Source organism: Chryseobacterium arachidis (assembly GCF_900129245.1).
GTDB classification, from domain to species: Bacteria; Bacteroidota; Bacteroidia; order Flavobacteriales; family Weeksellaceae; genus Chryseobacterium; species Chryseobacterium arachidis.
In genome coordinates, this window is sequence record NZ_FQUT01000005.1 from 280,235 (window position 1) to 302,134 (window position 21,900).

The window sequence follows — 21,900 nt, forward strand, 5'->3', positions numbered from 1 at the left end:
AACTTATATGTTTAAGACTAAAGATGCTTGGATGAATTTCTTTTATTCATTCGGTGCTGCAATTGTAATTCTTGGAGCTTGGCTTAAAATTACTCACATTACTTTGGGACCTATCAATGGTAACATCGCTCTTACGGTAGGGCTTGTTACGGAGGCGATTATCTTTATTATCTTCGCTTTCGATCCACCAAAAAACGAAGAGTCTTATGCTTGGGAAAATGTATATCCTGAATTGTTGGATAAGCATGCAAACCCAAACCCACTTCACTCAAATACACCTAAAAATACTGCAAACCAATTTGCAGAATTAGAGAATTCACTTTCTACTAAATTAGATAAAATGCTTCAAGATGCGAAACTTGATGTACAATTGTTCGACAGATTAAGAACAGGTATCGATAAGTTTTCAAATTCTGTAGATCAGATCAACCAGACTGTTGACGTATCTGCTTCTACTCATAAGTATAACGATCAGCTAAACAAAGCTGCTCAGCACATGGAAAGTATGAACGCGTTATATGCTATGCAGTTGGAAAGTGGTAAAAAACAAGCAGAGTTTGCAAACAAATATGTATCTGATATGCAAAAATCTGTTGAGCATTCTGAGAAGTTTAATCAAGAACTACAAGGTTTAACAACTAATCTAAATAACTTGAACAGAGTTTATGGTGGTATGTTAACTGCTATGAAATCTTAATCCTTAACCATTTAATTAAACAAAAACTAAAGAAGAAAGAATGGCAAAAGGAAAACAGACCCCTCGTCAGAAGATGATCAACCTTATGTATTTGGTGTTCATCGCGATGATGGCCCTAAATATTGATGTTGAGATCATCAGATCTTATTATGATTCTACAAGAGCACTTAACGAAACAAGATTTTTAACAGAGCAGAAAAACGAAGATATTTTCGAAAAGACTTTAGAAGCTAAGGCACAGCAGGTACCGGATACCTATGCAACACCTTGGGAACAGTATAAAGTTTTAAGGGATAAAATTAATGTCTTGGTTAAATCTGCACAGGATATTAAAGATTTAGTAAAGAAAAATTCAGACTTCCATGATAAAGATCCGGAAACGGGTAAAGATATGGATGTTAGTGAGAACTTCTCGGCTTTAAATAATAATGAAGCAACTACTGAATATTTCTTTAAAGAAGGAGATGAAAACTCTCCATCCGCTAATGCTTTGGAATTAAAGAAAAAAATAGATGATGTAAGAAATTATATCACTTCAACATTTGGAAATAATCCTCAGTTACAGAAATTGGTAGACAGAGCCAACAAATCTCTTATTGCAGAATATCCTCAGGGTAAATCTCCAAACGGGAAAACTTGGTTCCAGAACAAATTCTACCACCAGCCGCTTATTGCAGCAATTTCGAATCTTGAGATTATTCAGAATGATGCAAGAAACGTACAGTCTGATGCATTGGCTTTAATGCTTCAGGAGAAAGTAGACGCGAGCATCAAGTTTAACCAGTATGAAGCTATTGTTTCTGCACCTACAGATATTCAGTCCGGTAAAAAAGCTGAAGCGGTTATCATGTTAGGTACTTATTCAAACAGTAACAAAATCAGCATCAGCGGGGTAAGCAGACAAGAAAACGGTAAAGGATATCTTCCTTTAAATACCGGAGGTCTTGGAGAAAGAAAAATCGGAGGTGTAATTACTTTAACGGATGCTACAGGAAAAGCTCAGCAATTCCCTTTCACGCATACTTATAATGTAATTGCAGGACCACAGCAGGTAAAACTAGAACAAGGATTACTACTTTCTGCTGATAAGATGAATGTAATGTATAGAGGTTTAGAAAACCCTGTGTCAGGTTCAATCCTTGGAGCAGACAATTCTAAATTATCATTATCCGCTCCTGGCGCTGTAGTAAGAAGTACAGGTCCTGGTAAATGGATTGTGAAGCCTCAAGCTGGTAATACAGTGAAATTAACATTATCAGGAACAGATCCTAACGGAAAAACAGTTTCTCAGGTATTTGAGTACAGAATTAAAAATGTACCACCGCCACAAGGACAAATGAGAGGTCAGAATGTATTAACAATGCCGGCTAACTCAATTCAGAATCAGACAGTTCAGGCTGCTATCCCTGATTTTGATTTCCCTGTGTCATTTACAGTTACCGAGTTTATGGTTAGAGTTCCTGGTAGAGCAGCGATGTTAGTGAAAGGTAATTCATTACAAGATGCAGCAGGTTTATTGAAAAATGTAAGATCTGGAGATGATGTTTCAATTATTGAAATTAAAGCTACTGCACAAGGATTAGAAGGTCCTGTTAAGAGAATTACTCCAATCATTATTCACGTTCCATAATTTAAAACAATTATTATGAAAAAATATATTAGCAGTCTTATGGTACTAGTTTCTGGGTTTGCATTTTCCCAGACTATCCTGAACGCTTCATCTCCTGAAGAGTTTAGAAAGATGAGAGCTGAAAATACTAGAAAAGTAGGAGATTCTGTTGTTAGTAATAAAGTAACTCCTCTTGAATACGGATATGTAGATGAAAAAGACATCTTGAAAAGTATGTTCGTATGGGAAATTATTGATCTTAATGACAAAATCAACCAGCCTTTTTATTATGATAATGTAAATGGGCTTCAGTCTAAAACGACAAGATCTCTATACCAAATTTTGTTGGATGCAGCAATGGGTGGACAGATTGAAGAAGTTTATGATGATGAAAATTTTTCTACCAAGCTAAGTCCTGAGCAAATCAAGGCTAGATTACAGAAAGTGGTTGCCAGTGATGTTTTAGTAGATATCATTGCATCAGGTAGAAAGCCTACAGAACAAGAAATAAAAGAAAATACTGATATTTTTGAAACGACAAGCGAGAAAGTTAAAGTTTTGAAAATGATGGGTATGTGGTTCATCGATAAAAGAGACGGACAGTTAAAATACAGACCTTTAGGAATTGCTGCAATGGGACCTGATCCCGCTGTACAAGGTGTTTATGACGCTGAAGGTAAACCAATTGCTGGTAAAGATGAATTGATCGATCTATTCTGGGTTTATTATCCAAAAGCAAGAGATATTTTAGCTAATAATTATGTGTATAACAGAAAGAATTCTTCAGCAGATTTATCTTTCGATGATTTAATCAACGCAAGAAGATTCTCTTCAGTTATTTACAAATCTTCTTCTGGTATGGGAGACGGCGCTATTAAAGACTATATTCCTAATGACGCTGAGGAGCAACTTGAAGAAAGCGACAGAATTAAGGCGCAAATCCTTCAAATGGAAAATGATATGTGGAATTACTAAGATTTCACTTGATATTTATAGAAAACCTGAGTATTTTTACTCAGGTTTTTTTATTATGAAGAATGTAGATTATATCATCGTAGGAGATGGCTATGCCGGGTTATTTTTTGCGCATCAGCTATTAAAGAACAATAAATCTTTTGTTATTTTTTCGGAAGGAAGGAAGAGCGCTTCTCAGGTTTCGGCCGGAATTATCAATCCTGTGGTGCTTAAAAAGTTTACTACATTTTGGAAAGCCCAGGAGCAGATAGACTTTCTGAAAAGCTCTTTAAAAGAAATAGAAAATTATACAGGAAAAAATTATTTAATCGAAGCACCGATTCACAGAATTTTTCATGATGAAAATGAACAGAAACTTTGGCTTAAAAAATCGGAAAATGAAGAGCTCAATCATTTTTTAGATAAAAATTTCGATCGTTTAGAGGTGGTAAAAAACGATTTTCAGACAGGAAAGGTTAATCAGTCTGCCAGGCTGGATGTTAATGGATTTTTCATGGGTTTATTTGGTTTTTTGGAAAAAAAAGGACATTTGCTCAGAGAAAAGTTCATATATTCGGAAGTAAGTACTGAGAATTCCGCATACAAAGATTTTGCGTTCAAAAATATTTTATTTTGTGAAGGGATGGGAGTAAAAGGCAATCCGTTTTTTTCTGATATTCCTGTTAATCCAAATAAAGGGCATCACATTAAAGTAAAACTTTCAAAAGATATTCCTGAAAATATTACCATAAAAAAGAAACACTTCTTATTTCCCGTAAATGATGAATTGTACTTTTATGGCGGAACCTACGATCGCGAGCAATTGCATCATCATATTGATGATTCTGCGGTAGCACAGCTTACAGAAGGACTTTCTGCGTTTTATCCTTATGATTTTGAAATAGATCATGTCAATTTCGGTTTCAGGCCAACCGTAAAAGACCGCAGACCGATCATCGGAAGGCATTCTGATTATAGAAATGTATACGTTTTTAATGGTCTCGGGGCAAGAGGAATTCTGAATGGGTGTTATTTCTCAAAAAGTTTATACGATTTTATTGAACACCAGATTCTTTTACCCGAAGAAGTTTCCTTGGGAAGATTTAAGTAACCGGCCTTAAAATGATTGGAATCATTGTGTACATTCCTGATAATTCCTAACTTCATCTGTAAATGATCATTTATGAACGAAAATGTTTTAGGGATAGTAGCCGGGGTTCTTACCTCAGTGTCCATGATTCCGCAGCTGATAAAGGTAATTAAAGAAAAGAATGCGGACGAACTTTCCTGGGTAATGCTTTTGGTACTTATTTCAGGACTTTCATTATGGGTTTGGTATGGTTTTATACAAGACGAGCTACCGATTATTCTTTCTAATTCTTTTGCCGTTCTGGTCAATGTTGTTTTACTGATTTGCTGGTTTATTTACAGGAAAAAATAGAGGTAAAAAAAGAGGACACCGCTGGCATGTCAGAAGTGTCCTTATTTATATTGATGTGTTTCTGGGATGGATTATTGTTTTAGTACAAATTTGGCCAACGGAGCCATTCTTGCCTTATTCAGTGTTAAAGTATTTCCGTTTACAGAGTAATTATCTGCAGCTAGAAGAGCCTGCGTAAATGCACGTTCCGTATCCAGATCGTCGCAGGCAATCATGGTAGACATTCCCTGATTGAATTTGATGCGCATTGCTTCCTGTTTGATTTCAAAAGTTCCGCCAACTCCATTGCACCCACCATGCCCTTCGTATCGCATATCGGCTGTATTAAGCAAAAAATGCGGTACCGCGCTTGGATTTTTAAGTTTTATCGGCTGTCCGTTTAGTTCAGTCAATTCCCACGTTTTCCCCGTGATGTCAGATGTTTTTTCAGATGAAGCTGCGGTTTTACTCATACATGATGCAGTGAAAGCAATCATTAATACAGAGCAAAAATAAGTCAGTATTTTTTTCATAGTTTTAAATTTGTAATTAAATTTCTTGAGCTGATTTTAATAAGAAGCCATTTTTGTGCCTGAAGACGATGATTGATCTTTTTTATGGTGAAATAAAACCATATTGTAATCTTTTTTCAGAAAAGTAATGTCGCCTCTGATGTCGGAATATTGATAATTGGCGTCTGTAGCTGTGTATTCAGGAAGTTCTTCGTTTTTTTTCAGCTCATAAGATTTTCCGTTCAGACGTATCGTGATGGTATTCTGAGTTTCGTTAAGAGTAACTTCAAGCTGATCCCCAAATTCATCGGTATAGACATCTTTTGTAATTTTATCCGTATCCTGAACTTCGGGAGCATTCTGCTGTAAGCTTATTTCTTCCTCTTTAGCCTGATGTTTACACGCTGTTATGGTAAAAGCCGGGAGGACGGCTAGGAGGGTGATTTGCAATAATTTTTTCATAATAATAAGTAGCTTTTAGGTGATTCATTGATGATGATGGTGTTAGTACTGTATAAAATTACGATTTTTATTAAAAATATTATGTTAATTTTATATAAATTATTAAATGTTTTCTTTTTTATCAGTTCTGATAATTTTCATTAAATAAAATATAACCTGTAATTATATTAGTTTTTTCACTCAAAATTCAAATTTTAAGATTGCTTAACAAAAATCAGGCCTATTTATTTATTAATTCAATAATCTAGATTATTTTTAAATAATTGATTACTTGTAATTTTTTTATTTAAATTATTGAAAATTAATATATTATTTAATTTTTGAGTGGTTTGCTAAAGAGAAAAATTGTTGGATTCAGCTTATTTAAAGGACTGTTAAATATTGTTAACAAATGGATTTGGATCTCAATTATGATGAAAAATATTTAAACTAAAGCCTACCTTTGTCCTCTGAAATTATGAGAAACTATATCGTATATTTTTTGACCGCGCTTTTTCTTCTATTCGTAGTTGAAAGCAAGATCAATGTCAAAACATTACGAAATGATTATACCGCTCATACTTCTCATAATTTACCCAAAAGAGCAAACCGCCTAAACCAGACCTACGAAAAACTTTCTATTCAGCAGTCTTCTGATGACGTTAGCAATGCTTACTCGCTAGAACTTACAGAAGATGATTTCCAGCTGTCTGATACTGTTCAGGCGATGGTTGTTTTTGCCAGTGTTTTCACATTGGTTTATATTTTTGGGTTAAAAAGTTTCAAGAAATTAAAGCCTACTATCCATGGCTTTCTATCCGAATTTTCTACGGTTAAAAGATTCATTCTGATTCGTTCTATCAGAATCTAAAATTTATTTTTACGATCTGTTTTCTGCTGATGTTCTCGGCGGGAAATATACTGCGTTGTGTTTGCCGGTAATCTTCACATCGCCAGTTCTCTCATTACCATTTTTCATTTTTTAAAACATTAACGATTTATATACACTCTAGAAATTATGATGAAAAGAGTTGTCGCAAGCATTGCGCTAAGCAGTCTTTTGTTGTTCAGTTGTAACAAGAAAAAAGAAGAAAAAGAAGAAGCTGCAGTTTATCCCGTAACATCGCCGGTAGTGATGGATACGGTAATTAACAAAGAATTTGTGGCTCAGATCAGATCTGTGAAGAACATCGAGGTTCGTGCACAGGAGAAAGGTTTTCTTGAGAAAATCTACGTAGACGAAGGTCAGTATGTGCACCAGGGGCAGACATTGTTCCGAATCATGCCCAAGCTGTATCAGGCAGAATTATTAAAAGCTCAGGCAGAAGTTGCCCAGGCTACAATTGAACTGAAAAATGCAAGTACATTGGCCAACAACAACATTGTTTCTAAAAACGAAAGAGCAATGGCAAAAGCTAAATTGGACGCAGCTAATGCTGAAGCGAAATTAGCACAGATCCATTTGTCGTTTACAGACATCAAAGCTCCGTTTTCTGGAATTATCGACAGAATTCCTTTGAAATTGGGAAGTTTAGTTGACGAAGGAGATTTGTTGACATCGCTTTCTGATAACAATGATATTTATACGTATTTCAACGTTTCAGAACCGGAATATTTAAATTATCAGAGAAATATTGCCTCAAGAGGAAGCAATCAGGTTGATCTGGTCATGGCAAACGGAGATATTTTCCCTCAAAAAGGTCAGGTTCAGACGATCGAAGGAGAGTTTGACAGTGAAACAGGAAATATTGCTTTCAGAGCGAAATTCCCAAATCCGGATAAGTTATTAAGAAACGGGGAAACCGGGAAAGTAAGAATGACTTTACCGTTGAAAAATGCCTTAATCATTCCTCAGAAAGCAACTTACGAAATTCAGGATCAGAAATATGTTTTTGTAGTGGATAAAAATGGTGTGGCAAAATCAAGAAATATTAAAATTGCTTATGAACTTCCTGATGTTTACGTTGTAGCTTCAGGTATTTCAACAGGTGATAAGATTTTATTGGAGGGAGTTCAGAAAGTGAAGGATGATCAGAAAGTTCAGACCAAGGCTCAGGATCCTAAAAAAGTTCTTCAATCATTAAAATTAAAAGCGGAGTAGAATACGATAGTTGGTAAGTGATCATTGATCATACAATTGTTCAAATTCATCATTTATCATTCATCAATAATAATTTATCATTATTTTTATGTTTAAGAAATTCATTCGCAGACCTGTTCTGTCTATCGTAATCTCTTTGATTATCGTATTTATGGGAGTTTTGTCCTTGGTAAAACTTCCGGTGACACAGTTCCCGTCCATTTCACCACCAAAAGTAAATATCACTGCCAGCTATCCCGGAGCCAACAACGAATTGTTGATCAAATCTGTGGTAATTCCTTTAGAAAGAGGGATCAATGGTGTACCGGGAATGAAATATATGACTTCTGATGCCGGAAACGACGGGGAAGCTTCTATTCAGGTGGTTTTCGACTTAGGAACTGACCCGAACGTAGCAGCAGTCAACGTACAAAACCGTGTATCTTCAGTTGTTAATAAATTGCCGCCGTTGGTGGTTCGTGAAGGGGTGAAAATCACTCGTGAAGAACCCAATATGTTGATGTACATTAACTTGTATAGTGATGATCCAAAAGCTGATCAGAAATTCCTTTTCAACTATGCAGATATCAATGTGATGTCTGAGTTAAGAAGGGTGAGTGGAGTTGGTTTTGCAGATATTCTGGGAACAAGAGAATATGCTATGCGTATCTGGCTAAAACCTGACCGATTAACGGCTTACAGTATTTCAGCAGATGAAGTAATGGAATCTTTAAATGAGCAGAGTTTAGAGGCATCTCCGGGGAAAACAGGGGAAAGTTCCGGTAAGCGTTCGCAGTCATTTGAATATATTTTAAAATATCCGGGTCGTTTTAATAATGAAAAAGATTACGGAAATATTATCCTTAAAGCTAAGCCTGACGGAGAATTTATCAGATTAAAAGATGTGGCAGATATCGAATTCGGTTCATCAATGTACGATATTTACTCTACGCTGAATGGTAAACCTTCTGCAGCAATCACGGTAAAACAATCATACGGTTCCAACGCAAGCGACGTTATCAAAAATGTAAAATCTTTGATGGCGGAATTGCAGAAAACAACCTTCCCGAAAGGAATGCACTACGACATCAGTTATGACGTATCAAGATTTTTGGATGCTTCGATTGAAAAAGTGATTCACACCTTATTTGAAGCGTTTATTTTGGTGGCTATTGTGGTGTTCGTATTCCTGGGAGACTGGCGCTCTACCTTAATTCCGGCGATTGCAGTTCCAGTTTCACTGATCGGTACTTTTGCCGTCATGTCCGCTTTCGGAATTACATTGAACATGATTTCACTCTTTGCCCTCGTAATGGCAATCGGGGTTGTGGTCGATGATGCCATTGTGGTAATTGAAGCCGTTCACGCCAAGATGGAAGAAAAACATTTATCTCCATTAAAGGCGACAGAAGAAGCAATGCACGAAATCAGCGGGGCAATTATTGCAATCACTTTGGTAATGGCATCCGTGTTCATTCCGATTGCGTTTATGTCTGGTCCGGTTGGGGTTTTCTACCGTCAGTTTTCCATTACGATGGCTTCGGCAATTATCCTTTCGGGAGTTGTAGCTTTAACATTGACTCCGGCTTTATGTGCTTTAATCTTAAAAAATAATCACGGAAAAGCAAAAAGAAGAACTCCGATTACTATTTTCCTGGATAAATTCAATAATCTATTCACAAGAGGAGCAGGGAAGTATGAAAAAATGCTTAATAAAACGGTTAAGAAAAAAACAGTTACACTTCCATTATTATTGGCTTTCTGTGCTGCTACATTCTTTCTGAGCAATTCACTGCCTTCAGGGTTTATTCCTGCGGAAGATCAGGGGATGATTTATGCAATTATTCAGACGCCGCCGGGTTCTACATTAGAAAGAACGAATCAAATCGCTAGAGAATTATTGAAAGAATCTGAAGATATCGATGGAGTACAATCTGTTTCTTCATTGGCTGGTTATGAAATTTTGACGGAAGGTACAGGTTCCAACTCAGGTACTTGTTTGATTAACCTTAAAAGCTGGGAAGAACGTTCAGAATCGGCTGCGGAAATTATTGAAAAGCTTGAAGAGAAAGCCAAAAATATTCCGGGTGCGAATATAGAATTCTTCCAACCGCCATCAATTCCTGGTTACGGTGCTGCAGGAGGTTTTGAACTTCGTTTGCTCGACAAAGCGGGAAGTGGAGATTATCACAAAATGGAGCAGGTGAGTAATGACTTTGTAAAGGAACTTAAAAAGCGTCCTGAATTAGGATCTGCATTTACTTTCTATTCTGCAAGTTTTCCTCAATATATGTTGAGAGTGGATAATGATCTTGCCGAGCAAAAAGGAGTGACGATAGAAAAAGCAATGGATAATCTATCTACATTGATTGGTTCAAACTATGAAACGAGTTTTATCCGTTTCGACAGACCTTATAAGGTGATTGTTCAGGCTGGTCCGCAATATCGTGCTTTACCAAGTGATTTATTAAAATTATATGTGAAAAACGACAAGGATCAGATGGTTCCGTATTCAGATTTCATGCATTTGGAAAAGGTGTATGGTTTATCAGAGATCACGAGACATAATATGTACAATTCTGCCGAAGTAAGTGGAACTCCTGCGCCGGGCTATAGCTCAGGACAGGCGATTGCAGCGATCAAAGAAGTGGCAGATAAAACACTTCCGAGAGGTTTCGGGATCGATTGGGCGGGTATTTCCAAGGATGAAGTAAGCCGTGGAAACGAAGCCATATTTATCTTCTTAGTGTGTTTAGGATTTGTTTACTTAATTCTTTCTGCACAGTATGAAAGTTTCATTCTTCCATTACCGGTAATTTTATCTTTACCGACAGGTATTTTCGGAGCTTTCTTATGTTTAAAATTATTAGGATTAGAAAACAACATTTACGCTCAGGTAGCCATGGTGATGCTGATTGGTCTTTTAGGTAAAAATGCCGTATTGATTGTAGAATTTGCTGTTCAGAAAAAGGCGGAAGAGGGAATTCCGGTAGCACAGGCGGCAATCGAAGGAGCAGCGATCCGTTTCCGTCCGATTTTGATGACATCTTTTGCATTCATCGCAGGTTTGATTCCATTGGTCATGGCAACAGGGCCGGGTGCTATTGGTAACCGAACGATTGGTACCGCAGCGGCAGGTGGTATGCTAATCGGAACTATTTTCGGATTAATGATTATCCCTGGATTGTATTACATCTTCGGAACCATTGCCGAGAAATCGAGATTGGCAAGATATGAAGAAGAAAATCCTTTAACAGAACAAACAGAACCTTACGAACACGATGGAAAATTTGAAGACTAAAAGCATTATATCAGCCATTGCCTTATCGCTTGTGTTAGCAAGCTGTAAGGCGCCTATGGCGACCGTTATAAAAGACGAGGTGAAAGAAAATGTACCTCAGAACTTTAATCAGGAAGATCAGGGAGATGCCAATAACAATAGCGGAACAACCCCTTGGAGACAATTCTTTACTGATCCGAATTTAGTAGCACTAATAGAAACTGCTCTAAAAAACAATCAGGAGCTGATGATCACTTTGCAGGAAATTGAGATTGCGAAAAGTGGAGTTTTAGCTAAAAAAGGAAAACTAACTCCTACTGTTTCCGCAGGAATCGGGGCAGGAGTGAAGAAATCCGGACGTTACACAAGCGAAGGCGCCGGTGATGCCACCACGGAAATCGAACCCGGAAAAGAAATGCCGGATCCGCTTGGGAACTTTGAAGGTGGTTTGATGGCAAACTGGGAAATCGATATCTGGAAAAAATTAAGAACAGAGAAAGATGCGGCAGTGGCTCATTATCTTTCAACAGTGGAAGGTAAGAATTTCGTTCTTTCCAACTTAATTGAAGAAGTGGCGGATAATTATTATGAATTGTTGGCTTTGGATAATCAGCTGGATATTATTCAGCAGTATATCAAGCTTCAGCAAAAGGCTTTGGAGATTTCAAAAATTCAGAAGGAAGCTGCGGCAACAACTGAATTGGCAGTGAAAAAATTTGAAGCAGAATTGGCAAAATCTAAAGCAACAGAATATACGATCCGTCAGCAGATTACCGAAAAAGAGAATCAGATCAATGCGCTTTGCGGTCGTTATCCGCAGCCGATCGTAAGAACGAAGGAGAATTTTATGACGACCATTCCGCAAACGGTATACACAGGAATTCCTTCACAATTATTGGCGAACCGTCCGGATATCAAACAAGCTGAATTGGAATTAAAATCATCAAAACTGGATGTAGAAGCGGCAAGAAAAGAATTTTATCCTACTTTAGAAATTTCTGCAACGTTAGGATTAGAGGCTTTTAAACCTTCTTATTTGGTGAAAATGCCCGAATCTATTGCTTATAATCTGGTTGGGGAACTGGCAGGTCCGCTGATTAATAAAAGCGCTATTAAAGCCAATTTTCAGACGGCGGATGCACGACAGATTCAAGCGTTGTATGAATATGATAAAACGATTTTGAATGCGTATCTGGATGTAGCCAACCTGATGTCTAAAGTGAAAAATATTGATCAGTATTATCAATTGAAAGCTCAGGAAACAAAATCTTTGGAACAATCGATCGATATTGCCAATCAGCTATTCCGAAACTCAAGAGCAGATTATCTGGAAGTTCTTCTGAACCAGAGAGATGCACTGGATGCAAAAATGGAACTGGTTGAAGCAAAACAAAAACAGCTGAGTACAGTTGTTGATATTTACAAAAGCTTAGGCGGAGGCTGGAAGTGATTTGTAAATCCTTAATGTTTTATAAAGAAGAGAGGCTACCCGTGAAGGATAGTCTCTTTTCGATTAAAACTGAAAACTCTAATAAAAAGGCTTTAAGAAAACCTTTTGCAACCTAATTGCAGGAAATGATGCAACTAAATTTAATTCTTTAATGGTTATTGTTTTTTTATAAAAGGTTATTAGTTTTTCAACATTCTAAAAAACCATCCTTCCCTAAAAGTAATTTCCCAATAAGGAAGGTGGCTTGCTTTATAAGTGAATCATCATTTTCTATTATGTTAGTTTTTTCAAAATTTATCTTTCTGTTTTTTTAGAGAGATCCACTTTTATAAAGCATGTAGTTTTTTATGGTTATTTCATCTTTACCCATCAAATAATCATCGTACATTCTGGGTTCGAAATTATTATCTTGAATCCGAATATGAAAGTACTTGTTGTCATTATTCGTAAATTGAGACGTCCTAATTCATGAATTGAATATTTTTAATCATTTGATTTTGAGTTTTTTGATTTGTAAAATAGAAATAATTCGAACTTTGTCATTAATTCATTATTCTTTGACAAAAACTAACGATTTTTATGTACTTTTGACCTTAAATTAGATAAGGAGTAATTCGTCAAGGTGATTAAAAAACTATTTTTTATACTTTTTGTAGGAGTTTTTCAGCTTGTTCTGTCTCAGAATACATTTAGTGATTATTATAAAATAAGAGAACAATACGAGGATCTTGAAGAAAATGATTCCAATGCTTTTCCCATGCTTCAGATTTATATCAGTAAGGCAAAACAGGAAAAAAACTACGAAAAATTGGTTCAGGGATATAAAGATGGTGTATTTTTTTCTCCGTTGAATGAAAATAAACTAAAATATGCAGACAGTATTGTTCAGGCTGCCAAAAAATCCGGGGATAAAGATTTACTCACTACGGCGCATATTGATAAGGGCGTAGTTTATTATTATCATTACAAAAAATTTCAGTTAGCGCTTAATGAATATCTTGAGGCATACAAATACTCAAAAAACACCAAGAACGAATATTTAAAGTACCAAAATTTATATCATATAGGGGTTGTAAAAAGTTATTTGGGATATTATGAAGATGCTGCAGAACTTTTCGAAAAATGTGTGGTATACTACAGAGGAAAATCCAGGTCGAACCTTCATCCAAACCTTATCTATAACAATAAAAAAGGCTATTTCAACAGTCTTCATCAGCTCCTGATCTGCGAAAGGAATTTGAAGAACTATAAAAAAACGGATTCTCTTATACAGCTTGGGCTTTCTGAAATTGCGAATAATCCGGAATATGAACTGGAAAAAGCATATTTTATGCTGTCTAAAGGTATTTCCCAATATAGAAACGGGAAATATCAAATGGCTTTAACAGACTTAAATCAATCTCTTCCTCCGCTGAGAAAAGGCAGAGATTTTGCGAGGCTTTCTGTAGATTATTTTTATATAGGTAAGACTTATTCGGCTTTAAAAAATACCAAAGAATCAATTGCTTATTTGAAAAAAGTAGACTCTATCTTTCAGAAGCATCAGTTTATCCTTCCCGAGCTGAGGGAAAATTATGAGATTCTTATCGATCATTCTAAAAAAGAAAAAGACCAGACCCGACAATTGTATTATACCAGCCAGCTTTTGAAGGCGGATAGTATTATTGCAAAGGATTTTATTTATCTCTCGCCAAAAATCCATAAGGAATATGATACGAAAACTTTACTGGATGAAAAGGATAATCTTCAGAAAATAGGCATTTGGGGAACGATTATCATTTCCGTTCTTGTGGTTTGGGCAGCCGGATTGGTTATTCTGCTCTTCAGAAAACTAAGAAAAGAAAAGCAGGTGAAGCAGAAGTATGTGCTGCTTGAAGAAAAATTCATGATAAAACATGAAGTTCCGGAAAAAAAAGCAATTCCAATCGCAATTCCTATCCAGATGTCTGTTCCGGATGAAAAAAAAGCAGGGCCTGATGAAAGGAAGGTTGGAGAATTGCTTAAAAAATTAGAAACTTTTGAGCAGAAAAAAGATTTTACTCAAAAAGGACTTACCATCAGTAAGCTGGCAGCCCAGTTGGGTACGAATTCCAATTACCTGTCTCAGGTGATTAATGAACATAAAAAAGGGAATTTCAATAAATATTTAAGTGAACTCCGTATTAACTATATTACCAATTTACTTTTTGAAAATAAAGATTATCTGAAATACAGTATTGAAACGCTCGCCAAAGAATGCGGAATTGCCTCCCGACAGAATTTCTCGGATCTTTTTTATGAAGTTAACGGGATCCGTCCGACAGATTTTATCAAACAGAGAAAAGAAGAGCTTAACCGCGAATAAGATTTTTTCTAAAATAATTTTTGCAGAAAAAAAATAACACGTCAAGTTTTGTCGCATTACGTCAATAGCTTTGTCATATCAAAATTACAGAGTTATGGAACTGCCTTTTTACTTAAGTTTTAACGAATTTGAAAATCATTATTACGACAACCTTGAAAAATGGTTCGATGAATATCATACTGCTTCAGAGACCGATTATTTAAAAGCACTTTCAGAATTATACAGCCCTTATTTGTATTATAATTTTGCGAATGATCAGCTTCAGGCAGATGCTACAATCCAGATAAAAGACTGTTTTTTTCCATATTATGAAAAAATAGGAATTTCTTTTTGTGCCACTTGTGAAAACGGAAAGCCAACGAAAAATAACAGACATCTAAATCATCAGTTTGAATGGAAAACCATTACCATGATGGAATATGCACAACATATTTTGGATAAAATCAACAGATATTTTTCTAAAAATAACGAAAAAGAAGGGAAAAATATTTTGGATTTCATTAATAACCATGAAATTATCACCTCAAGAGAAGGAGCGGGGTTCTGCGTTAATTACAATCAGCATCAGGCTACGCTTCCTTTTCTTAAGGCTTATCTTCCGGTATACGGGCAGACCGTGAATATTGCGGTTTACAGGGATTTTATTTTCTCAATTGTTCAGATTGCGGAATTTATCGATCATAAATTAAAGGAAGTTCACGCTTTTGAAAATATGATTTATACCAAATTAAAGTCGGAAGCTAAGTTCAAGGTACAGATGAGCCAGCAATTTCTCACGATGTGCAACTAAATTTTAACACCATAAAACATTCATATAGCTAGATTATTTTAAAGTTTGAAAGCGAGTTAGTACCTTTTTTTCAAACAAAACCACCTGGTCACATCGATCAGGTGGTTTCTGTTAATGAGGAATGCAAATTATTTTTTATTTGGAGCTATTGAGTATGGAAATTGCTTTTTAGGAGCAATTCCCGCTTTCGCTACTCGCTTTTTTTTGGTTTCGGCGCGGCAGCTTCGCTGCCGCGCCGAAACCAAAAAAAAGAGCTCAAACAGACCACTCAATCAGGGCTAGGGTCGCAGTCAACCATTTAATATAACAAATATTCACAACATTTTGCCATCAGTCTTTTTATATAATCCCTTATCCAAATTCCAAAAATTATTCACAATCATCTGTGTATATCTGTGTAATCCGTGGGAAAAATAATCATTTCTAATCTATTTATTATAAGGTAAGTTCCAGACAAGATCCGCCGCAAAATAATGCACTCCGCCTTTATGAATACTTTTGCTGTCCCGGATCAGATCATCCATATACCCAATATCCACCGTAAAAGGAGAATTTGGAATATTGAATATATAATAAGCAGCAATCCGCATTTCCCGATATCCGAAAGAAGTCCATTTTGCAGTCGGTTCGTTGAGATAGCTTGCCGAAAACAATTCCTCCACACTCAAAGCCAGCTTCTGATTATTTTTTTGAGACAGATGATAAGTAACCTGACTTTTAAGACGTGTCCTCAACTGAAAATCTTCATCAACATCATGAAAATCGGCATCAAAAAACTTCCTGAATTCTTGCCGGATGGTATTTTTAAACTTCCATTTTTCGCCAAAATTAAAAGTATACGCATATCTTCCATACAACCTGAACTCCTGTTCAGTTCCTTCTTTTTCGTAAGGTGCTTCACTCTCATATTTTGGTTGGCGGCGATAGCTGATTGCATAACCGTATTGTTGATGAGGGTCGAAAGAATGGTAAACCTCATGATTCAATACCACAATTGCCTGTTTAGAAAACAAATTTTCATTGTCCGGACTGCTTTTTCTTCCGATTGCAACGTAACTTAAAGTTTGTTTATTTCCTAAAGAATCAAGGTTTCGTTTTACTCCAAAAGCCGACCAAAAGGCTGTATTCGCATCTCCCAAGCCGGGCGGACTGATTTGTGCCTGTAGAAAATTATTCAAAAACAAAAGTGAGATTAATAAACATAACGCTTTATTCATTATCACAAATTTAAAATTCCTGTTGATTGATGTTTTTCAATACAATTTAAAAACAGAACAAAATAAATGATAGATTTGAGAAGATTTTAGGAATAAAAAAAGTCTCAGGAAAACCTAAGACTTAAAAAATTGCAGAGAGGAAGGGATTCGAACCCTCGATACAGTTACCCGCATACTAACTTTCCAGGGTAGCTCCTTCAACCACTGGTGTTACCTTTAAATAAATGTGTGCCTAAAACTGTCCCTTTTTCACAAGATTACAACAATCCATTATCAGCAAAACTCATGAAACTTTCTTTTGTTATGATGATGCTATCAAACAAATTAATATCCATAATCTTGCAGCTTTCCTTTAATTTCTTTACAATGTCCAAATCTGCTGAACTTGGTTTTAAATTACCACTTGGATGATTATGGACTAATATAATACCTGGAGACAAACATTTTAGTGCTACTGATAATACAAGTCTGACATCTACTAAACTACTTGTAATTCCACCTTTGGATAAATTATAGATTCCTAATACAGAATTTGAATTATTAAGCAAAATTACCTTTACTTCTTCCTGCATTTCTATTGTTTCTTCATTCCAAAACTTTCTTATAATTTGAACAGCATCAAAGCTTGTAGTAATCTTTGTACTTGCAACTTTATTAGGTTTGTAAGAAACCTGGATTTCAGAAACTTCTGATATAGTGTTATTCATTTTCTTTAGTTTAATTAATTCTGTTTTGTAATAGTTTATTCTGATACATCAATACAGTAAATTTTTTATCTTTTCTCAGAATCAACATGATTTTAGGTAACTCAATATCCTGCATCTCTTCTAGTTTCTGTTTTAAAAAATCTAAAATATCACCTGGATATAGGAACTCTACTCTCATCAATACATCAGCATTAAAATAAAGAAGAATGTGTTTTATTCTTAACTCTAAAACTTCATGTATTTGACCAAAATATTCATAAGGTTCTAATGATAACCCATTCTCGATAAATTCATAGGGTGGAATAGAAATTAAGTCTTGTTCATAATCTGTATATTCGCTATCAAGTTTAAAAATCAAGTAATCATAAATATTGTTTTTCATTAATGTAAGGGTATAAAAAAAACCACCTCTTAGGTGGCTGTTAATCAATTTTAGGAATTGGGATCATAGATATAGCTATCTTCTGCATTTCCTCTTCTATTTCTTTTAGTTTTTCTGGATTTATTTTTCTCTCATAAAGTAGGATTTTAAATACATCATCAAATTCAATAAGGTTCTCATAATATTTTCTGTCAATACAAACTCCAAATTCTCCTATTGGCGAGTTTCCAAAGTGAGGATGAACTACCTCATCATTATCTACACTATATTCCAGATGGTCATAATAGAAAATAGCCAGTTTGTTGTAGCCAATATCGAAGTACTTTATCAACCATTCTTTTAATTGTGAATCATTATTGTAGGTTTTGTATTCTTCAACTGCAACTTTACAAACTGCATCTAATTCCTGAACTTTAATACCGTATTCAACTTCTTCGTAAAAGTTCGTAAAGTACCTATATCTCTTATTACAATACTCAGCTTCTTGTAAACAGTCATAAGGCAAACCATTAGCTTTCCATTGCTGACATTGCTCACAAAGAATCTCAGAATAATTTTTAACTTCCTTGTATAAATCGTTGTATTCATACAGCCAATAAGCAATCTTTTGTAATGTAAAAGGATTTTCATTGAGCTGTTTTAAATGATTTATACTATTTAATATCTGTGATTTCATTAGCTTAAATTGCTTCCAATAAGAAAAAGCATAATAGCAAATACTAAACAAGTAATTGTTAAAAAAGAAAGTTGTTTAACGTTCAATATTCGGTTTTTAGGGTAAATGGCAAATGCTAAAAAAGGTGTTAGTAAATAAAGCATTATTAAGTTAATGAATACAACAAATATCCAATGAATATTTATAGCTTTCCAAAGAGGAAAAAAAGCAATCATTAATCCACTGATAAAAATTACAATTTTAAGAACCATGTTATCTAATTGTCCATTATTGACAGTATAATTGAGTGATTCCATTGGATTATAAGATTCCAGCCTCTTATATTTTCTGATAGAATGTTGAAAGAAAGCAAAAGGAAGCTGAAAAAACACTGTTGAAAGAATAAATATAGCTATTTCCATGATTTAATAATTTGAAGTTGTGATATTAATTAAACACCAATTTATATAAATAGTTTTTTCCGCCATTCTTAATATATCCAGCTCCAACTACATCTCCGGATTTATCTGATAAAGTAAATTCACTGTTTGTGTCTCCTGTAGGAGAAAATGTAATTTCAATAACATCATTAGATTTTTGCTTTAATGTGTACTGAGTTGGTTTAAGTTCATGATATTCACCATTTATCCAGACATAACCTAAATTTCCACCAGATTTATAAGTTATTGACTTAATAATTGGTGTATCACTTGCATCATACCAAGTTTCTCCGTCCTTACTAAACTGACAAATCTTCACTTCATGAGTTAAATTTTGTGCAGTTACTAATCCTGATAAAGCAATGAGAAAAAGCATTAATAATTTTCTGAGTTTCATAACATATTAATTTTAAAGTTTCAAATATAGCAAATGTATCATTTATGATAACCATATAATTATCATTTATGACCACTTTTGGCTATTAATATTAATAAACAAATAGAGTTAGAGTTTATCATATTCCCTTACGGTTTTCCGTAGTTAAAGTGCATTCTAATTATTGTTTAATTCAGCCAAAGTGGATAAAAAAGAGTATCAAGTTGCAATAGGCAAGCGTATAAAACAGCTTAGAGAAAAAAAGAATATTTCTCAAGTTGAATTGGCTGCTTTATGCAATTTTGAAAAGTCTAATATGTCCAGGTTAGAAGCGGGGAATACCAACCCTACCGCATATACATTACACATTATTGCTCAAAAGTTAGAAATTGAGACCTTTGAGATTCTAAAGTTCAAAACTTTACCTGAGTAAGTTTTAGCTATTTATAACTATCTCTACATAACACCTGGAAAAGGATGAGTTTGTATTTTGTTGATATAAAAGCAATAAAGCATATATATATTTCCAGGTAAAATTCAAATAAGGAGCGAATAATTGTGAATATCTTCGATTTTCACCTGGATTACAAATATTTATTTCCAGGTGAAGTATTAAATTCTCCTGCACATTTTTTCCTAACACTATATTATATTAAAGGAAATTTTGTACAGATATATAAAATAAATCTATATCTGAAAAGCATTAGATTTTCCTTTATATTATATATAAGAAAGGAAATCTGATGCTAAAAAAATAAAAATGTCCAGATTTTACCTGAACCTATATATGATTCTACAGTAAATTTTGGACATTTTAGGAAATTTAATCAGCCATTGATAAGTTACCTGGAGCTGAATATACTTTAGAAATTATAAGTTCTTCTGCTCTGTAAACATACCTGTGGGATAATGTAATAATTTCTGCTGTGTCTTGAATAGTGTATTCATAAGGCTCACATTCTTCTTTTACAATTGAACCAGGAAATTCTGAGCCAATCAGGGATTTACAGGTTTCTTCATCGAATGTAGACGTAATAGTAGCTTTCTTAGAAGTGGCGTAATACATTCCTGTAGTTTTGCTTAATACCATTTCAATACCTCCTGAAACTTCAAGTACAAAGAATTCTTTGGTCTCTGCTACTCTTTTTTTGTAATTAATAATTCTTACCATTGTTTTTGATTTTTAAGTTAAAAATAAAACCACAAGAATTGAAATTTACATCACAAACAAATCCAGCTATCAACTTGAATTTATTATTGTTCCTGTAAAATTTTGTTTTCTTATAAAAGTGGCGGGGAATCTTCCTTTCCCCAAGAGTGGTGGGGGGTTATTATGAGGGGCATCGAGTGTGAATAATTTTTATTGAAAATTTTTTTTAGGAGAAAAATTCTGTAATTTTGATAATACTGCTTTTATGAAGAACACAACTAAAAAAGGAGATTTATTTGAAGATAAGTGTTTCAAAATCATTGAAACAGCTCTTAAAAATGGAGAATTAGGAATTATTCCATCTCTCAGCAAAATTTATAAAAAAAAGAAATATTACTCTCCTGACAGGGAAGGTGACATTATTTTTGACATAGCAATTGAAGTAGTACTTAAAGGAGGAAAAAAACCAACTTTGGTTTATATCATTGAATGTAAAGACCTTAATAAAAATGTTCCTGTTGATGATGTGGAGGAATTTCAAACAAAGATTAATAGTTTAAAAGGATTTCAGGTTAAAGGTGTTATAATCGCTAATGGCTCTTTACAAAAAAGCGGATATAATATTGCCAAGAATAAAGGATTTATGCTTATTGAGGTAAATGAAAATGGCTATGATATAGTTCTTGACAAGAAAAAGAAAATAGATTCAGAATTAGATGATTTAGTTCTAACTAATATAAGAAAATGTATTTATGAGTCATTCTTAATAAAGTCAATTTATGGATTAAAAAAACTATCCAAACAGGGAATAAGTAGAATTGCTCAAAATATAATCAGAGATTTCGATACTCAATCAAAAACAGAAAGATATAGTTTAGAAAACTTCAAAAAATATCTGGAAAGTCACCATAACCTTATATTTGAATTGTTACCTAATTCTGAAACTCAATTAGGTCAGTTTATTCCGAATGAAAATAAGATATTAATCAATGAGTCAATTGTAGGTACATACCAATATGGATTTGTGTTTTATCATGAAGTAGCACATTATTTCTTACATAGAAAATTGTTAATAAACAAAAATCTATACGATCTCTTTACAGATTCAGAATTTAGTTACATTGAAAATAAATATATTTTAGACAACCCAAAAAATTGGATTGAATGGCAGGGGATCAAGTACAAAACTTGTGGACTAAGCAAAAAGTTTTGATAATCTGAACAGGAAAAACGATTTATCTCTTACTCCTCGTAGCTGTAATCTGAAGTTTTTTATTTTTGCATTAAAGGATTCTGCTGAGGCGTTAGTGCTTCTCTTCTCAAAATAATTAAGAATATCGCTGTAGTGGCGGGTAATCGTTCTTTTTAAGGTAGTGAAAGATTTAAAGCCTGATTC

At 34.5% G+C, this 21,900-nt stretch carries 23 protein-coding genes; 13 read left to right on the forward strand and 10 right to left on the reverse strand.

What is annotated here, in order from left to right; genetic code table 11:
* Positions 1-7 precede the first annotated feature (7 nt).
* From porL to BUA89_RS12095, 5 genes are all read left to right on the forward strand, one after another.
* The gene (porL, locus tag BUA89_RS12075) at positions 8-697 is read left to right on the forward strand and encodes a type IX secretion system motor protein PorL/GldL (protein ID WP_072957896.1); all 690 of its coding nucleotides are present in this window, start codon (positions 8-10) and stop codon (positions 695-697) included.
* Positions 698-737: 40 nt separating this feature from the next.
* The gene (gene porM / locus BUA89_RS12080; RefSeq protein ID WP_072957899.1) at positions 738-2,327 is read left to right on the forward strand and encodes a type IX secretion system motor protein PorM/GldM; all 1,590 of its coding nucleotides are present in this window, start codon (positions 738-740) and stop codon (positions 2,325-2,327) included.
* Between the two features lie 15 nt (positions 2,328-2,342).
* Positions 2,343-3,281: a type IX secretion system ring subunit PorN/GldN gene (porN, locus tag BUA89_RS12085; protein WP_072957902.1), complete on the forward strand. Its 939-nt coding sequence runs from the start codon at positions 2,343-2,345 to the stop codon at positions 3,279-3,281.
* Between the two features lie 55 nt (positions 3,282-3,336).
* Positions 3,337-4,371 (forward strand): NAD(P)/FAD-dependent oxidoreductase, encoded by a 1,035-nt coding sequence (locus BUA89_RS12090; RefSeq protein WP_072957906.1) that lies wholly within the window; start codon positions 3,337-3,339, stop codon positions 4,369-4,371.
* Between the two features lie 72 nt (positions 4,372-4,443).
* Entirely contained in the window at positions 4,444-4,701 is a 258-nt protein-coding gene (locus tag BUA89_RS12095) for a SemiSWEET transporter (RefSeq protein WP_072957909.1), read from the forward strand.
* Positions 4,702-4,772: 71 nt separating this feature from the next.
* On the opposite strand, the gene BUA89_RS12100 is transcribed toward BUA89_RS12095, so the two are convergent.
* Together BUA89_RS12100 and BUA89_RS12105 are read right to left on the reverse strand one after the other, a co-directional pair.
* Complete coding sequence (locus tag BUA89_RS12100; protein ID WP_072957913.1) at positions 4,773-5,213, reverse strand: META domain-containing protein; 441 nt, start codon at positions 5,211-5,213, stop codon at positions 4,773-4,775.
* 36 nt (positions 5,214-5,249) lie between these two features.
* Positions 5,250-5,654 (reverse strand): hypothetical protein, encoded by a 405-nt coding sequence (locus tag BUA89_RS12105; RefSeq protein WP_072957916.1) that lies wholly within the window; start codon positions 5,652-5,654, stop codon positions 5,250-5,252.
* 457 nt (positions 5,655-6,111) lie between these two features.
* Between BUA89_RS12105 and BUA89_RS12110 the strand changes: the two genes are divergently transcribed.
* The 6 genes from BUA89_RS12110 to BUA89_RS12135 all read left to right on the forward strand — a co-directional run bounded on the left by BUA89_RS12110 (position 6,112) and on the right by BUA89_RS12135 (position 15,577).
* On the forward strand, positions 6,112-6,504 hold the full coding sequence (locus BUA89_RS12110) for a hypothetical protein (RefSeq protein WP_072957918.1): 393 nt from the start codon (positions 6,112-6,114) through the stop codon (positions 6,502-6,504).
* A gap of 150 nt (positions 6,505-6,654) precedes the next feature.
* The gene (locus BUA89_RS12115; protein ID WP_072958009.1) at positions 6,655-7,734 is read left to right on the forward strand and encodes an efflux RND transporter periplasmic adaptor subunit; all 1,080 of its coding nucleotides are present in this window, start codon (positions 6,655-6,657) and stop codon (positions 7,732-7,734) included.
* An 88-nt stretch (positions 7,735-7,822) separates the two neighbouring features.
* Positions 7,823-11,014, forward strand: coding sequence for an efflux RND transporter permease subunit (locus tag BUA89_RS12120; protein WP_072957921.1), 3,192 nt, complete (start codon positions 7,823-7,825; stop codon positions 11,012-11,014).
* A complete protein-coding gene (locus BUA89_RS12125) occupies positions 10,995-12,443 on the forward strand; it encodes a TolC family protein (RefSeq protein ID WP_072957924.1) in 1,449 nt (482 codons plus the stop codon). Before BUA89_RS12120 ends, BUA89_RS12125 begins: the two co-directional genes overlap by 20 nt.
* A 622-nt stretch (positions 12,444-13,065) precedes the next feature.
* Positions 13,066-14,787, forward strand: coding sequence for a helix-turn-helix domain-containing protein (locus tag BUA89_RS12130; RefSeq protein ID WP_083531669.1), 1,722 nt, complete (start codon positions 13,066-13,068; stop codon positions 14,785-14,787).
* A 94-nt stretch (positions 14,788-14,881) separates the two neighbouring features.
* Positions 14,882-15,577, forward strand: coding sequence for a hypothetical protein (locus BUA89_RS12135; protein ID WP_072957927.1), 696 nt, complete (start codon positions 14,882-14,884; stop codon positions 15,575-15,577).
* A gap of 428 nt (positions 15,578-16,005) precedes the next feature.
* Here the strand turns inward: BUA89_RS12135 and BUA89_RS12140 are convergent, their stop codons facing one another.
* From BUA89_RS12140 to BUA89_RS12165, 6 genes are all read right to left on the reverse strand, one after another.
* Complete coding sequence (locus BUA89_RS12140) at positions 16,006-16,794, reverse strand: DUF2490 domain-containing protein (RefSeq protein WP_072957930.1); 789 nt, start codon at positions 16,792-16,794, stop codon at positions 16,006-16,008.
* Between the two features lie 257 nt (positions 16,795-17,051).
* Positions 17,052-17,501 (reverse strand): JAB domain-containing protein, encoded by a 450-nt coding sequence (locus BUA89_RS12145; RefSeq protein WP_072957933.1) that lies wholly within the window; start codon positions 17,499-17,501, stop codon positions 17,052-17,054.
* 10 nt (positions 17,502-17,511) lie between these two features.
* Positions 17,512-17,883 (reverse strand): hypothetical protein, encoded by a 372-nt coding sequence (locus BUA89_RS12150; protein ID WP_072957936.1) that lies wholly within the window; start codon positions 17,881-17,883, stop codon positions 17,512-17,514.
* Positions 17,884-17,923: 40 nt separating this feature from the next.
* Complete coding sequence (locus BUA89_RS12155) at positions 17,924-18,559, reverse strand: hypothetical protein (RefSeq protein ID WP_072957939.1); 636 nt, start codon at positions 18,557-18,559, stop codon at positions 17,924-17,926.
* The gene (locus BUA89_RS12160; RefSeq protein ID WP_072957942.1) at positions 18,559-18,960 is read right to left on the reverse strand and encodes a hypothetical protein; all 402 of its coding nucleotides are present in this window, start codon (positions 18,958-18,960) and stop codon (positions 18,559-18,561) included. The genes BUA89_RS12155 and BUA89_RS12160 overlap by 1 nt, the downstream gene beginning before the upstream one ends.
* 25 nt (positions 18,961-18,985) lie before the next feature.
* Positions 18,986-19,375: a hypothetical protein gene (locus tag BUA89_RS12165; RefSeq protein ID WP_072957945.1), complete on the reverse strand. Its 390-nt coding sequence runs from the start codon at positions 19,373-19,375 to the stop codon at positions 18,986-18,988.
* A gap of 181 nt (positions 19,376-19,556) precedes the next feature.
* Between BUA89_RS12165 and BUA89_RS12170 the strand changes: the two genes are divergently transcribed.
* A complete protein-coding gene (locus BUA89_RS12170; RefSeq protein ID WP_072958016.1) occupies positions 19,557-19,787 on the forward strand; it encodes a helix-turn-helix domain-containing protein in 231 nt (76 codons plus the stop codon).
* Between the two features lie 390 nt (positions 19,788-20,177).
* On the opposite strand, the gene BUA89_RS12175 is transcribed toward BUA89_RS12170, so the two are convergent.
* Positions 20,178-20,525 carry a hypothetical protein gene (locus tag BUA89_RS12175; RefSeq protein WP_072957948.1) on the reverse strand — a complete coding sequence of 116 codons (348 nt, stop codon included), beginning with the start codon at positions 20,523-20,525 and terminating at the stop codon, positions 20,178-20,180.
* 244 nt (positions 20,526-20,769) lie between these two features.
* Here BUA89_RS12175 and BUA89_RS12180 point away from each other — a divergent pair, with 244 nt between their 5' ends.
* Complete coding sequence (locus BUA89_RS12180) at positions 20,770-21,717, forward strand: restriction endonuclease (RefSeq protein ID WP_072957951.1); 948 nt, start codon at positions 20,770-20,772, stop codon at positions 21,715-21,717.
* Here BUA89_RS12180 and BUA89_RS12185 read toward each other — a convergent pair.
* Positions 21,700-21,900, reverse strand: a 201-nt coding sequence (locus BUA89_RS12185; protein ID WP_143152336.1) for a transposase, incomplete at its 5' end; no start/stop codon positions are given. The genes BUA89_RS12180 and BUA89_RS12185 overlap by 18 nt on opposite strands.

What these genes read in the sequence shown, in the direction of transcription:
- porL (WP_072957896.1), top strand. Translation starts at nt 8, where the DNA reads ATGTTTAAGACTAAAGATGCTTGGATGAATTTCTTTTATTCATTCGGT.
- BUA89_RS12165 (WP_072957945.1), bottom strand. Translation starts at nt 19,375, where the DNA reads ATGAAACTCAGAAAATTATTAATGCTTTTTCTCATTGCTTTATCAGGA.
- BUA89_RS12095 (WP_072957909.1), top strand. Translation starts at nt 4,444, where the DNA reads ATGAACGAAAATGTTTTAGGGATAGTAGCCGGGGTTCTTACCTCAGTG.
- BUA89_RS12155 (WP_072957939.1), bottom strand. Translation starts at nt 18,559, where the DNA reads ATGAAATCACAGATATTAAATAGTATAAATCATTTAAAACAGCTCAAT.
- BUA89_RS12140 (WP_072957930.1), bottom strand. Translation starts at nt 16,794, where the DNA reads ATGAATAAAGCGTTATGTTTATTAATCTCACTTTTGTTTTTGAATAAT.
- BUA89_RS12145 (WP_072957933.1), bottom strand. Translation starts at nt 17,501, where the DNA reads ATGAATAACACTATATCAGAAGTTTCTGAAATCCAGGTTTCTTACAAA.
- BUA89_RS12105 (WP_072957916.1), bottom strand. Translation starts at nt 5,654, where the DNA reads ATGAAAAAATTATTGCAAATCACCCTCCTAGCCGTCCTCCCGGCTTTT.
- BUA89_RS12175 (WP_072957948.1), bottom strand. Translation starts at nt 20,525, where the DNA reads ATGGTAAGAATTATTAATTACAAAAAAAGAGTAGCAGAGACCAAAGAA.
- BUA89_RS12125 (WP_072957924.1), top strand. Translation starts at nt 10,995, where the DNA reads ATGGAAAATTTGAAGACTAAAAGCATTATATCAGCCATTGCCTTATCG.
- BUA89_RS12120 (WP_072957921.1), top strand. Translation starts at nt 7,823, where the DNA reads ATGTTTAAGAAATTCATTCGCAGACCTGTTCTGTCTATCGTAATCTCT.
- porM (WP_072957899.1), top strand. Translation starts at nt 738, where the DNA reads ATGGCAAAAGGAAAACAGACCCCTCGTCAGAAGATGATCAACCTTATG.
- porN (WP_072957902.1), top strand. Translation starts at nt 2,343, where the DNA reads ATGAAAAAATATATTAGCAGTCTTATGGTACTAGTTTCTGGGTTTGCA.
- BUA89_RS12100 (WP_072957913.1), bottom strand. Translation starts at nt 5,213, where the DNA reads ATGAAAAAAATACTGACTTATTTTTGCTCTGTATTAATGATTGCTTTC.
- BUA89_RS12135 (WP_072957927.1), top strand. Translation starts at nt 14,882, where the DNA reads ATGGAACTGCCTTTTTACTTAAGTTTTAACGAATTTGAAAATCATTAT.
- BUA89_RS12150 (WP_072957936.1), bottom strand. Translation starts at nt 17,883, where the DNA reads ATGAAAAACAATATTTATGATTACTTGATTTTTAAACTTGATAGCGAA.
- BUA89_RS12115 (WP_072958009.1), top strand. Translation starts at nt 6,655, where the DNA reads ATGAAAAGAGTTGTCGCAAGCATTGCGCTAAGCAGTCTTTTGTTGTTC.
- BUA89_RS12110 (WP_072957918.1), top strand. Translation starts at nt 6,112, where the DNA reads ATGAGAAACTATATCGTATATTTTTTGACCGCGCTTTTTCTTCTATTC.
- BUA89_RS12090 (WP_072957906.1), top strand. Translation starts at nt 3,337, where the DNA reads ATGAAGAATGTAGATTATATCATCGTAGGAGATGGCTATGCCGGGTTA.
- BUA89_RS12160 (WP_072957942.1), bottom strand. Translation starts at nt 18,960, where the DNA reads ATGGAAATAGCTATATTTATTCTTTCAACAGTGTTTTTTCAGCTTCCT.
- BUA89_RS12180 (WP_072957951.1), top strand. Translation starts at nt 20,770, where the DNA reads ATGAAGAACACAACTAAAAAAGGAGATTTATTTGAAGATAAGTGTTTC.